The following is a 15,600-nucleotide window of genomic DNA, read 5'->3' as shown; positions in this document are numbered from 1 at the left end:
CCAATATGAAATTGGATCCCTTCGAAAGATTAAATTTGCTCGCTGCCTACAGTCCCATATTGCTGCTGACGCGTGACTTTGATAACTTCTTTCCATGTATCACGGAATTCTGTTACTAAAACTTCGACCTCTTCAATAATCGCTACGTCGTTTTTGATATTGGCATCCGTAAGACGACGATTCATATAATCATATAATGGTAACATCTGTTTTGAAATTTCAATGTCCATATTTAACGTTGACATTAACTCACCAATAATAGCTTGTGAACGTTGAATATAGTAATTTCTCTCTTCAATGTTCTTATCAGCAATCGCTATTTTTGCACGATTTAAAAACTTTAAGCAGCCATTATATAACATTAAAGTTAATTCACCTGGCGAAGCGGTAGTTACACTATTTTGTTTATATGCATTAGAAGCATTAGTGTGTGCTGTCAATAGAGACACTCCTTTTGAAGCTGTTGTTTATAGTTCTATTTTACTTGGTAAAGGGTCAATTAGCACGGATTTTTTTAATAAGGTTTATTTTTTCTTATCATAATACATTCCATCCATTACTTGAACATGACCGTATGGATTTAAGTATTGTTGATCTGACTTTTTAGACGTATGCAATTCTCTCATATCCATTTTTATCGATTTAAGAATTCGCTCTAATCGCTCACGAATGCCTTTGTCTAATTCAAAAAGTGTTTGATGAATTTTAATCGTTTTATCAAAAGTAAACCCTGATTCATAAACACTTTTTACAATTAGGCCACGTTGATCTAATAATGAATTCACTTCTTCAATAAATTCATCACGTACAGATTCATTTGGATTTTCCGCTAACTTCTCGTACAGCTTAGCAGAGATTTGTAAAAGCTCTTGTAATTGCTGTTCCATTAATTTTTAGCTCCAATTATTGAGTTGTTGTGAATAAAGTAGATTGTTGGTTTGCTTTGTTAATTGCTGTTTCCATCGCAGTGAATTGCTTCCAATAACGAGCTTCAATATTCTCTAACTTTGTTTTCCAGCTTGTAATACGTGTATCTGTATCATTTAATTTAAGACCTAAGTTAAACGTATTATTTACTGAGTCAGCTTTACCTGCTTTTTTCTCAATATTAATTGTTGCAGTTTTAATCGATTTTTGTAAACGGTCGGCAATTCCTGGGTTTTCAATAGTACCAGAGAACATTTCATATACTGCATCAGGATCTTTTTCAATCGCTGCACGTAATTTATCTTCATCAATTTCTAACTTACCGTTTTCAGAAGTTTTACTTGATGTCGTAATACCGATTTTAAATAGCATATCAAACTCTGTGCTTGAGCCAGAACCTTTAGAGTACATATTTGTACGCATATTTGAAAGAACACCTTGGATAATCGAGTCGCCACGAAGTAATCCTGATTTAGCTTTTTCTTCCCAAGCTTCAATCTCTTTTTCTTCCATATCTTTCTTTTGCTCATCTGTTAATGGAGTATAATCACGGTAATTCTTTTCTCTAACTTGTGAATTTAACGATTCAATTAAGCCATTATAAGTGTCAACAAACTCTTTAATCTTATTAACCATATTATCTGTATCTGTTTTAGCAGTTAACGAAATAGGTTGAACTCCTGTTCCATTGAATGTGTTATTTAATGTGATGTTAAAACCATCTAATTCAAAAGTGTTTGTTTGTCGTTCGATTTGCATGCCATTTACTTCTAGCTTAGCATTTTCACCATTTGTAATTAAACCTTTACCACCTGAGAATCCAAGTTGACCAAAGAAATCTTCACCTGAATCAACAAATACACTTGTAAATACTGTAGATGTTGTTGGATTATCATTTGGGTTGTTTTCATCTACAACTGTATATTCGAATTCTTTTCCTGCACCTGTTGCTCGTGTAGACATTGAGATACGTCCTGTAGCTTCATCATAGAAGGCATTTAAACCTGTACCCTTGCCATCTTCACCATTTTTCAACTTAGAAATTACATCGTCAATTGTATCGTTTTCTGAGAAGTTTAAGTTTACATCTTTATATGAACCATCCGTTTGTAATACTGATAATTTTACTGGCCCAGATATAATAACGCCTGCTCCACCATTTAATTCACTTAACTTTGTAGAACCCGCAGAACCTGCAGCAATAACTACATCATCTTCTGATAATTTACCGCCACCAGTTGCATTTCCAGCTCTTGCTATTTGAGTAACATTGTTAATATTTAATGTTTGTCCATTTTGAGCAGATGTAGGTGTTGCAGATACAGCACTATTCGAACTTACAACTGTTTTTTTAGCAAAATCTTTTTTATACATCATATTCTTTTGAATGTATTCATCGAAAGATTTCAATTTTTTGTTAACGTCACGATATGCATCACGTTGCCACTCATATTTTTGTTTATTTTGATATAACTTATTTAAAGGGGCCTTTTCTGCTGACATTAATTTTTCTACAAGACTATCGATATCCATCCCCGAAGCTAGTCCACCAATACGTGATACCATAATTATTTCCTCCTAAAATTAAATTTTTTCGTCTACAATCATCCCGGCCTGCTTTTTCATTTCATAAAAAGCATTTAATAATTTCTCTGGAGGGATTTCCTTAATTACTTCATCTGTTTCTGCATCTACTAATTGCACATAATATTTATCTAATCCCTCATGGAATACAAATTTTGATGACTTGTGTTGCGTTTTTAAAAATTCATTTATAGATTTTACAGCTTCATCAAGCTTTTCTTTTACGCTAGCTCCTGTTTGTTCTTCGCCAAATGCTTGTGTACTTACCATTTGTGCATTAACTTGCTGTGTATTTCCAGCACTCTCTTTTACTATTTGCGTTGTTTCTACCTTAACTGTCTCTTCTTTAGGTGAAGGCGTAGAAAGTTTTGATGCTTGAATAGCTAAATCCCCTTGCGATCCGATGCGCATTCCCTTTAACCTCCTTATTAAAAATGAACTTAGTTAATAATCATATCGGTCAAATTTTCCAACTTTCTATAACCAAATCACTTTTTTAATTCAATTGTCCTAAAATGTTTGAAGGATATTCAAAGGTATATCGTAACATTTACTAAAAAAAATCCGATATTACTTTAGTATAGAACTACAAGGAGGAATACCATGAAGCCAAAAACAAAAAAGCGTATTGCTAAGGCAACGATTTCAGCAGCTTTAGTTACTAGTAGCATTAGCACAATCGCAATACCAAGCTCTGCATCAACAACATTTAGTGACTTGAATCCAAGTAATGCTCATTACAATGATATTTTAAATTTATCAGAACGTGGCATCATCAATGGATACCCAGATGAAACGTATCGACCAAATGTGGCAATTACACGTGGTCAAGCCGCAAAAATTATAGCGAAAATACTTAATTTAGATACAAATGGTTTAGAAAATCCTAATTTCACAGATGTGAATGTAAACGATCAATTTTATCCTTATATCGCCGCATTAGTAAAAGCAGGAATTATTTCTGGATATAGTGATAATACATTTAAGCCTACACAAACGATTACTCGTGGACAGATGGCAAAAATGATTGCAATTGGTTTCAATTTAAACGATGAAATCGAAGCACCATTTACGGATGTTTCAGCTGATCATCCATTTGCCAATTATGTAAACGCCCTATTCTCTTCAGGAGTTACTACTGGGAAAACAGCCACTACATTTGATTTAAATGGAGATGTGACACGAGGGCAACTAGCATCATTTGTCGTTCGCGCTGAACAAGCAATTCAAACATTTGAATCAACAGTAACGGGAACAATTGAGCAAATCCAAAAAAATTCAATCACAGTTAATGGAAAAAAATACAATGTACATAAAGACATGGCATTTTTATTAGCAAACACAAATAAAAATGCTTTACTAAATGCAAAAATCACATTTAATGCCAAAAACAATGAAATTTTTTCTGCAACTTCCCTTTCAGTAGTAAATGGAAGCACTTTTGATGGTCAAAGCGCGACTATTGATGAATTAAAGCTTTCTGCATCTGTAACAACTGTAAAAAACGTTACTGCAGAGACGATTCATTATGCAGTAAATGCGCAATCTAAAATCGAAAATGTAACTGCAAAAAAATTAGTAGCCCAAACAGCATCAGAATCTGTAGCTTCTTTGGCTAATACCGTTCCTTCAATTGATTTAATTATTAACGGCTCTACTTTTGAAATCGTTCAAATCATTGGAGCTATTGCATCATTACAAAAAACAGCTTCTACAATTACAGATTTACAAGCAGGAAATGTTTCGATTTTAAACTTACAAGGGGACTTTAATATCGTATCTCTATCTTCCCTAGTTAAATTAACAGGTACAGCAATTATTAAATCCGTACATTTTGCTAATCAAAACATTAAGGAATTCAATCCTAGTTCAACCATTCAAATTAATAATGTCATTATTAACGGACAAACATATACTTGGCAAAATGCTGTAAACCAGTTTATTACACCAACAACTAATAATTCTTCAAACGCAAACAATAATAGTGGCGAAAACTCCACTGTTCCTTCACCTGGGAATACAGGAAACAACGGTACTACTACACCAGGAAATAACGAAGAGACAAACACAGCTTCTCCAGGAGAAACTGAAGAAAACAAAACTCCTTCAGTACCTGACAATAATAGTGAAGACAATGATACAAACACTACCGACCCTACTGAAAATAACGAAGACAATGATTTGAGTGATAATAACGGAGATACTGGTGGAAATGCTGAAGAACCAACAAGTTTAAACACTGCGAACATTACATTTAATGCAAAATCAAACCAAATTTTGGGTACTACAGTAATTTCTGATATTGGCGCCACAGTATTGATTTATGCTGATGGCGATACTCTATTAGGACAAGGTATTGTAGATACGAACGGTCAATTTGAAATTGAATTAAAAATACCAGTTCAACCAAATCAAACAATTAAATTAATCGTGGAGAAAAACGGAAAAACATCTGAGTTACAATGGTCGATTCCTGATTTAGATGAAAACAGTGACGATGATAACACGGATGGCGATATCACTGAAGGTGGCAACACGGGTGAAAACACCGATAGCGGTAACACAGACGGCGACAGCACTGATGGTGAAAACACTGATAGCGGTAACACAGACGGTGACAGCACTGATGGTGAAAACACCGATAGCGGTAACACGGACGGCGACAGCACTGATGGTGAAAACACTGATAGCGGTAACACAGACGGTGACAACACTGATGGTGAAAACACCGATAGCGGTAACACGGATGGCGACAGCACTGATGGTGAAAACACTAATAGTGGTAACACTCCACCTACAAGTGATACAGTAGATGCTCAAAATATCGATGTAGTTGGCGATACAATTCAATTAACTGACAGTGAAACAAATGAAACTATTTCCTATAAGATTTCTTATAATATTCAGACTTTCTTTAGTAATAACAGTGCTTTACTTTCGAATGTAAAAATGGATATTGAGAACGGCGAAGTAACTGCAATAAACGCTGCTACCATTAATGCAAATACTAAATTTGACGGAGATAGTTTAGGCGGTATCGAAATCGAAACACTTACCTTGAACAATGCTTCAACGATTGAAAACATGACTAATGTCGAAAACTTAATTGTTTCAACAAGTGCCTCAGAACTATCATTCAATAACGTATCGGCTAATATTACTGCTACTGGTAGTTTTGAAATCATTTCGGGAGCAGCCGGAGACTCTTTAACGATCTCGTCAACTGTCTCTAATGTCATCGTTAATAACGTGACAAGCACAAATGTAATTATTAATGAAAATACATCAGTTGCTCAACGACTAGCAGGTAAAAAAGTGGCAAGTGTTGCAAATAACTTTCTATTTGCTAATGAAACAAAAATGACCATTACATTTGCAGATGGTACATATAAGGATCAAAGCTTAACTGTAAACCGAAAAGATACGATAGTTGATATAGAAGGTACCCCTTTCAGCAAAATTACTATTGCAAATAATAATATAGATTTATTAACAAATGGTACCGAAGTAAATCGATTAGTTGTTACTAAAAATGTATCTTATCTTCGTTTAGAAGCAAACGTAACAAATTTCGAGGCAGATTTAGCACAGGCGTTAGTAATTCACAGTGATGCAGCCAAAACAATTAATCATTTATTTGTAAAAGCCCCTACAACTGGTACTGAAGGATGGCTTGATTTTGTAAATGTAACTGTAAAAAATGTTACATTAAATGATCAATCGATTATTACGGAAACTGGAACAGCAAAACTGGAAGATTTCCCGATTTTCAAAAATTATGTAAACACAGGAATTCAAAATTTCAGTGCTGTATTAGAACGTAATTCATTTGGTATTTATAAGTTAAACGGTACACAAACCATTACACATTATGTACTTGCGAAAACTTCAACTGAGCTAGAAACATATAAAAACTTAACAACACTTCCAGTTGATAAAAACACTTATACGGACAATTTAATATTATATGCAGATACAGTTAATATCGTTGCTTACAATGCCAATTCTGATGGAACTATTAACGCTGTATCAGTAATCGAAGTACCATCAAATGTTCCTTTAGTACGACTAGATAATAAAACTGCAACAGGAGATTTAACTTATTTCACACGCTTTTATGACAACCAGACACCAAGTGAAACATTAAAAACTATCTATATTTTTAAAAATGGTTCCCTATCTAAAGCTACAAATGTAACTGGTACTTGGAAAAAAACAGATGAAGGTTTAAACTCCATAACAGTTCAAACAGGAGTTTCATTAAATAATACGCGAGAAGTAATTTTAGGAAATAATATTCTATCCGTTTATGGATCAAATGTCACAACCTATGCAAGTGACTATGTAAAAATCCTAAAAAAAGTTGCAGAATTGTCAGTGCAAACTGGAAATACAAATTTAATGAATGAAATGCTGAAATTTGTATACTCAAAAGAAGAAGGTACATATAATAGTTTCTTCTTATCAAAATATATTAATGCCATTAATGAAAATCCATCGAGCCTAACAAGCTTAGATGACTTTAGTTCGCTTATTAATAAGATTGACTCTGACAACTCCTATGACAAAGAAGCCGTAATGACAGCTTCTGATCTTTATTTGACAGGTTCAATTCAAAATACTTTTACGTATTCAAATGTAGGTATTATTAAAAATTCATTAAACGATAAAGGTGAATTATTATTTAATGCCTTAAAAACTGGTGAAACTACAGTTCAAGTTACAGATTCAAATGGTCTAGCTACTCTTGTTCATATAATTGTTAATGCAAATAAGCAAATAACAACGCAAACCGTTCTTGCAACAGATGCGCCAACTGGTACCTTACTTGAAGGATCAACAAACTTCCGATACGCCGGTACAAAGCTTATTGCTACAGCATTTGCGAAAGAAAACGGTATGTTAAAAAATGCAGCGGCTATTATTCAGCAGGGTGAAAATACAACTGAACTAACACGAGTAACATTAATATCAAATGGAAGCAGCTATGAGATTTCTGCGGCTACAACGATTAATCCAGTAATTCTTGCACCAAAAGAATTTGGTTTAAACCAAGTCACAAACATTACTAGCCAAAATATTGGATTCAAAATCCTATCACCTAAAGAAATTATGTTCTACCCACGTTATGTTGGTTCAGAATTAATTTTCATAACTGATGGTACAAATGAGGTAGCAGTTAACACTACAACAAATTCAACAATTGACAACTTAACCGATTCAATTGCTCGTTCAAATACATTAGCAATCGAAAGTGAATTAAATTTACTTTCTGTGAATGACCATGTATTTACGCCAAATACTCCGAAAAATGTATTCCTATATAATAACGGTTCAGATATCCAAGTATTTGCTAAAGATGCATACACAGGTTCAGTAAAATTAATCGACTCTGCCAATACTATTACACTTGTCAATGTGGAATCTACTAAAGTTACTAACAAAGTCGCAGTTAAAGACTTAGAAGTTGTAAAAACTTCAATAGCAGCTGATAACAGTGGTGCAACAGTTCAACATATTGATAATCCAGTTGTACGTGCAAAAGGTCTAGAACTGTATGCAATTGGTACTGGTACAGCAACTGTTACACTATCAAACGGCAAACAATACACAGTAACTGTTAATGCATCCAATGGTGTTTATTCAATTGAAGCTACAATAGTCCAAAACCTAAACATTACTGCTACAGAATTACACATGACAGATATTAAAGAAGTTCTTGGTGCAAGCTCTGTTCAATATGTGAAAAATAATTCAGAAGCGATTATTAGTCTCGCAGATACAAGTGAAGCAGTTATTACATTAATATCAACGAATAACGAAAAAACCATTATTAAAGTAACAAAAGATGTATCCGGATATAAATATGATGCATACCGCTCAATCGTATCAGCTAGTGATGTAGGATTAGCTACACTTACTGATGCCTATAATGTCGGGAACATACCAACTACAGCGGCAGCTCGTGCTAAAGTAGCTACTAACCCTGATACAAATACAAAAGTTCTTTATATTTACAACACAGCAGTTGGAAATCAAACATTCCGAGTAACAGACGGTACAAAATCAACAGCTATTAATGTTAAAGTTACTGCTGATGGAAATGGCTTTACATCAACACCTGTTGCAGTTACACATACAATTCCAGATGAATATGAACTAGTTGATAATGCAACAACTTCAAATAATACCACTCATCTAAACGGCAAAGTTCTTTACGCTACAGGCTTAGGTTTAAATAGTAACAACAAAGCAACTATTGAAGTGCCAATGAAAAATGGAGCTAATTACGTAATTGGCTTAACATACGATGCAGATACAGGCCTATATAGTTTCGATCAAAGTCCTACAGTTACCTTCACATTAAATTATTCGAAGGAAAAATTAGGTTTAGATACATTAGTTTCAGCAACTACCGCAAATTCAAATATTATACCATCTATTGTTGATGGCAAATTAAACATAGCAGTCACTGCAAATGCATCTGCACGTATTGAAGTTACAGGTACGGTTGATAACCAAACGGCAAAAACATTTATTTATATAGATCGTAGTACTAGCGGTATTACAGCAAAAATTGAGCGTGTAGAAATAACTAACGCAGACAATGAAATCGTTGCGCTTGACTTAAACTTAAAAGAATACGGCTACACAACAACACCAACAGGTATTTGGACAGTTGCTAACGTAGCGCGTGCAACATTCTCTGCTGATTTTAAAGCGAACTTCTACGCATTAAATACAGGTAAGACTGGCTTTAAACTAACTGATAGTAACGGTAAAGCATTACTTATCAATGTAACAGCTGATGCTAATAACCCACGTGGCATTACAGCAAAAGTTGAGGAAGCCGCACTTTCAGATGACTTATCTGTTACTGGAACAATCATCGAGGGAGATGGCGTTCGTCTTTCTGCAGACAAAACAAAAGTTTATGCAGCAAAAGTTGGCGCTACGTCAAAAGTTAAATTAAGCAACAACACATATGTCTTATTCGAAGTTACTGAAAATGCAGATGGTCAATATGTATTAACACCTACTCCATTAACAAGTATTACTACAATTACTGCAGCAGAATTAGGATTAACAGGTAACATTACTGCTAATAGCTTAGACACGACTATCGTTACAAAAACAGAGTATGCGGATTCAATTGTATTAACTGGTATTAAAGACGGTAAAACAGCAATGCTTGTAACAGATTCAGAAAATAAATCCGTACTTGTGAACATAACAGTAAACGGAAATACAGTAACAGCAGAAAAAGTTAAACCAGTAACAACTGCCGCAACCCCTACCCTATTACCAGATGAACCAACAACAGTTGTTCGCATTAACGGAACAAATATTTATGCTATTGGTGAAGGTACAGTTCGTTTACTTGTTGATGATGGAATTCACGAAGTACACGTAACGAAAACGGGTGGTGGTCACTATGCAATTACTGAACCAGTACTAATTAGTGGTGCAGTTCTTTCTGCTACAGACCTAGGCTTCTCAGCAAGTACATCACTTGAAATTGAAGTAGCTACAAACACTAACTTCTATATCGGCATATTAAACGGCGAAATCCTTGCTTACAGTAAATTAACTGGTGCAACTACAGGCTCATTTGAATTTGTCGTTAAAGCAGCGGATACAAGTGCACGCACTTTAGTTCGTCTAAACGATAAAGGTACTGACCTACTTGAACATCAAGTGGCTAAAAAAGCGGCTGTAACATTTGATGATGCAACATCTGTCACATTTAATGATGCAAATTTAGCACGCTTTGATGCAAATGCAGACATTTTATATTTACTTGCAACTGGTTCTACCTTCGTAACAGCGAAAAATCATTTACATGCGGTGGATATTACACGTGACGCAGACGGTTACTTACAAGCAGACGTTCGTCAATTATCGATTGATGATAACGGTAAAACATTTACTAAAATTGCAAATACAGATGAAAACATCATCGAAGTAACATCAAATGCAATATACGCAAAAGCACTTGGTACAACTCGTGTAAAACTTGGCAATGATATTTTAACGGTATCAATTGGTAAAGATACAAATGGACAATATCAGATGACTTCAACTGTGACAACAAGTCAATTTGTTGCCATAGGAGATGCAGGTATAACTAGCTTCGAAACTGCAGAGGTAATCTCAGGTACAGCCGATGCTGTTTCATTAAACAAAGATGCAACAGGCTTAACAATTTATAGCAATGGTGCAACTACAGCACAATCACTACTAATTCGTGTAGCTGATGTTAATGAACACAAAGCATTAATTAATGTGACAATTGATGCAAGTGGTGCTGTTACAAAAGCTGAGGTTGTTAAAAATACACTGACAACAATTGGTGACGCTACTGAAACTGTTCAAACAGATGATGCACGTGCTGTATGGAACGGTACGACACTTACCGTTTATGCATTAAAAGCTGGCAATAGTGCGTTAAAATTCATGAACAGTTTAGTGAATGTTACAGCTACAGCAGACGGTAACAAAGTTAACAAGCCTACTATTGAAACTCTGAATCATGGTTTTACAAATCCAGATGTCATTACAAATGGTACATTGATTAATGATTACTACTTCACTGCTGAAGGCACAGGATTAGTATATTCAGATGGCAAGGTTTATAGTATTTCTGCCACAAAAACAAACGGACAATACGTAAAAACGATATCAACAGGCAGCACTGCAATAACATTCGATTTAACAGCAATTAATGGAACCGTTGCACAAGACGAGCAAACTTTAAACTCTGTAAAAATTGTGAAAGATACCGTGAAAGCAGATAGCGATAATGACAAGCTTGTAATTTACGCGGCTGGCGAAGGTGTATCCGAAATCACAATTACTCAAGCAGATGGTACAGTTGTATACCAAACGAAGGCAACTGCTTCATCGATTACAGCACCAAAACTTGCGGTTAAAAAGTTAGACAATGAATTTATTGGGGCAACTGTAAAAGCTGGCAATTCCATTCGTCTAGTTGCTAGTGATCCTGATCAACCGTCTGTACTAGATACAATGTACTTCTTAAAAGAAGGAACAACTTCATTAATAAAAGACGGCAAATTAATAAACGTAACAGTTACACGTGATGAAGATGGTTTCTTTACCACTTCACCTGAATATGTAACAACAACTGTAAAAGAAGAAATAACAGAGGCATTAAATGATTTTATTGTAGGAACTGACAAAAAGACATTATATGCAAAAAATGATGTAGCAGAAGAAACATTCTATACTGAAAATTACCGTGTAACCGCGAAGACAACATTAGAAAACGGCTCATATGTATTAAATGTAGATCAACGCCATATGAATACATTTGACGTAGCTGATTACTTCACTACTGGCACAGTAACAGTTAAAGCACTCAATGGTAATACAAATGCAAATGCTGTACTTGCAGAAGTTAATAACGGCAAACTGATTGTTTATGCAGGCGCTACTGCTGGTAATGCAGTCATTACATTTACAAATGGAACAAAAGATGTTGCGTTTAATGTTATACACGGACAAGATGGCACAATTTTAGCAACTCCTCAAGCAACTGTTGATAGTTTGAAATTTGCTGATATTGGCTTATCCACAACAACGAATCCAATTACACTTGCAAACGAATTTGACCCAGAAGTTGCTGAAATAACAGTAACAAACGCCGGTTTAACAATTAACGCAAAAAAAGTTGGGACAACATCTGTCGCATTAGAACAAAATGGCGTAATTGTTGGATTAGTAAACATTAAAGTCGAATCTGTAAGCGGCAACTTAAAAATTACAAGTACACCAGTAACTTATGAAGTTAGCGATGCACAACTAACAACAACAATGGCAACTGATGCACGTGCTTACAATGGTAAATACTACGCAACATCAACAGGTTCAACTCTTTATGGCGCTGATACAAGCGCTACATCTGTTGTCGTATCACAAAATACAACAACTGGCTTATATAACGCGAAAAAATCAGCACACAACTTAGCAATAATTACAGCTAATGATGTTGATTTAGATAAAATTACACATATAAGCGTAAACGGTACATCTGTTGAAGCGGTATACAATAGTGATAACACAGAGCTATACATTTACGGAATGAATAACGGCACATCTGATGTTGTCGCTTCAAACGGTACACAATTTGCAACAATCGTTACAAAAAATGGCGCAACACTAGTAACTGATATCGCACGTAAACAATTAGATTCAAATGATCAGCTTACAGGTGCAGCATGGACAACAAACTTCGTAGAAATTCGTAACAATACTATTTATGCTACACATGCTGGTAAAGGCGTAGCTACTACTAACATAGGTGCATATAACGCATTAATGAATATTGAGATAACACGTAAATCAGATCAAACATTTGCTATTCAATATGATGTAGTCGATCACACATTCACTAACAATGTAACTGTTTTATCAGGTACAAGTATTAAAGTAGATGGTAAACGTATCTTTGCTCAACAAGTAGGTATTTCTACGATTGAAGTTGGTTCAGAAGTTTATACAGTAGAAGTAACAAAAAATGCAGAGGGCTTGTACAATTTAGCTATAAGTGCACCAGTAGAAGCTGAGGGTATTACCGCTACTGACTTAGGCCTAAGTACAATCACTAAAACAACAATTGCTGCGATTACAGGAGCTGGAGTAGTGGAAGCATCCATTGTGACGGACACTGACATACCTGCAAATAGCAAAGTTATTCTACAAGCAAAATACGCTGGAGAAGCACAAGTAACGATTACAGATGGTGTAAATACGACGATTGTTCATGTTCTAGTTGAAAACCAAAACGGGAAACTAGTTTTAACACCAACAATTGCAAAATTGACATTAGATATGACACCATTAACTGCAGAGTTAACAGCTATCGAAGCAGATGGTATATTCCGAGTAGTAGGAACAACGTTATTTGCTTTAAAAGAAGGCTCTAAAGTTGTACCAATTAATGGTGAGCTACACAAATTAGTTGCGAAGAAAACGAATAATATTCTACTACCAGCGGACGAAAAAATTACAATGACATTACTAGGAGTTGTATCAGTCCCAACTAGTAGCACTGTATTAACTGCGAATGCAAATCAAATTACTGCAATTGGCTTTGGTACTGAGACTGTGACTATTGATGGCACACGTACATTCCGTATAACAGTCAATACAGACGGCACGATACTTTCTGAAGAATTAGTAGCAGAAGCATTTGATTTAAAAAATATTTTAAATGCATCTCCGTCAGAATTGGTGACAACTTCAGCAGTAGCTAAAATCAAATATATAGGTACAACAGCTACGATTGAACCGATTACTGTAGGTTCTACAACGATGACGATTTCTGATGGTACAAGTGCTATTCAAGTCAAAGTAACTGTAACAGACGATAATGGTACAAAACGTATAACGACAGAAATTCCATCATCAAAATTCTATACAGGTACACTCGGCTTATATCCAACCGATATTACAATGCCAAATAATGATGTGTTTACATCAAAACAAGGCGTAGTTAAACTCGTAAATGGCGAAATCACTGTATATCCAGGGGAAATTGGCACATCTAAGTTAATTATTAAGGATGCTAACGGTAAAAAAGCACTTTATGAATTAACAGTAAATGATGATTATAGCTATTCGTTCGCACCATTTAAACAAACAGTTGGCTATGATGCGTTTAAATTCCAGCCAGAAATCATCAAAAAAGTTGGCAATGCATACGCTAAAATTGGTGTAACAGGTTTAGACATTTCATTTGAAGATACGGAAGAAACAATCTTTATCGTCAAGGGCGATGTGGGCTACAAAATATTAACCGTTCAAGCCGAAATTGATCAACCTAACAACACTTTCTCTGCGAAAGTACCAAAAGTTTATGAGGCTACTACGGTTGCTGGTGAAGTGACAAATGTTAAAGGCTTACAAGTAGCTAAAGATGGCGAAACATCCATTTTATATGCTGATAAAAACACAAAATATCCTGCTTCTTATACGTTTAACGGGACAATTTATGAAGTAGTAGAAAATACAGATCCAAATGTACCGACAGAATTTGTAGCTACCCCACTTTCTAAGGGAGCTTCATATACATCTGGAACATTTGTCGATGGTACGGATGTCGTAAAATTTGAAGCGAATGAATGGATTACTAAAGCGGTTGGCACAGGCATGTATAAAGTAAATGACAATCAGTATATTGCTATTACGGTAGAGGAAGACGGAACAAATTCTTATATTATTACAGAAGCTGCAGATTTATTCTCTACAATGCCATTACCAATAACTGCAGGATCTACATTGACTAATGCACAAGTTATTGCGCCAAATGAAAATGTTTATGTAGATGGAAATACTGTGTTTGGTTCTTCTTCTGAAATGATTGCTATTACAGCAACATTAGATAACAAAAAAGTATTATATACAGGAAAATTTGATACAACTCCTGCAACAATACTGAAAAAGAACATTTTAGATGAGCTTGGCTGGTCGATTCTTTCAACAAACACATTAAATGAAAACTCTAGTATTTTACGAATTGAAGGCAATGAAATTTATGCACTAGGTGTTGGAGAAGAAACAATAACATTCACTTCGCCAAATGGCATACAACGAACTTTTGTTGTAAAAGTAACACCTGATTTTGATATTGTCTTTGAGCCAGTTGATGCTAATACAATCACATATGTTGCTCAAGAGCCAGGGGAAGGAATTTCAGAAATATTATTTACTTTTACAATGAACGTTTCTTCAACTGTAGATATTGTAAAATCAAATACAATTAGTGACGTCTCAGTTTATAGTAACGAAATTAATATTGGGGTAACACCTGGAATAACAGCAGTAAATTCGTTTACCCTTACATTCCAAGAACTATCAAATATACCACTTGAGTTTACAATTACGATTAAAGACGTTACGGATATTACGATTAGTTCTTCTAATCCTTTATTTAAATTCGTTCCAACAAATCAAATTAAAGATTTTCCAAGCACACCTTAAGTCATTAACAATTTACTAATACTGTTTGAATCAATATGTGTTAGTGATTATATAAAAAATCGCAGGTGAGAAATTCAAAATTTC

General features: G+C 34.8%; 5 protein-coding genes. 1 reads left to right on the top strand and 4 read right to left on the bottom strand.

Going from position 1 to position 15,600, the window contains the following annotated elements; genetic code table 11:
- Positions 1 to 29: 29 nt before the first annotated feature.
- From fliS to DCE79_RS02945, 4 genes are all read right to left on the bottom strand, one after another.
- The gene (gene fliS, locus DCE79_RS02960) at positions 30 to 440 is read right to left on the bottom strand and encodes a flagellar export chaperone FliS (RefSeq protein ID WP_108711636.1); all 411 of its coding nucleotides are present in this window, start codon (positions 438 to 440) and stop codon (positions 30 to 32) included.
- An 84-nt stretch (positions 441 to 524) separates the two neighbouring features.
- The gene (locus tag DCE79_RS02955; protein ID WP_108711635.1) at positions 525 to 887 is read right to left on the bottom strand and encodes a flagellar protein FliT; all 363 of its coding nucleotides are present in this window, start codon (positions 885 to 887) and stop codon (positions 525 to 527) included.
- 16 nt (positions 888 to 903) lie between these two features.
- Positions 904 to 2,493: a flagellar hook-associated protein 2 gene (locus DCE79_RS02950; RefSeq protein ID WP_234417319.1), complete on the bottom strand. Its 1,590-nt coding sequence runs from the start codon at positions 2,491 to 2,493 to the stop codon at positions 904 to 906.
- A gap of 18 nt (positions 2,494 to 2,511) precedes the next feature.
- On the bottom strand, positions 2,512 to 2,922 hold the full coding sequence (locus tag DCE79_RS02945) for a flagellar protein FlaG (RefSeq protein WP_108711633.1): 411 nt from the start codon (positions 2,920 to 2,922) through the stop codon (positions 2,512 to 2,514).
- A 192-nt stretch (positions 2,923 to 3,114) separates the two neighbouring features.
- On the opposite strand from DCE79_RS02945, the gene DCE79_RS02940 reads away from it, so the two are divergent.
- Positions 3,115 to 15,516, top strand: coding sequence for an S-layer homology domain-containing protein (locus DCE79_RS02940; RefSeq protein ID WP_108711632.1), 12,402 nt, complete (start codon positions 3,115 to 3,117; stop codon positions 15,514 to 15,516).
- The last annotated feature ends 84 nt before the right edge of the window (positions 15,517 to 15,600 follow it).

The organism is Lysinibacillus sp. 2017 (genome assembly GCF_003073375.1).
In the GTDB taxonomy this organism is placed as follows: Bacteria; Bacillota; Bacilli; order Bacillales_A; family Planococcaceae; genus Solibacillus.
This window is presented reverse-complemented; position numbering and strand designations above follow the sequence as displayed.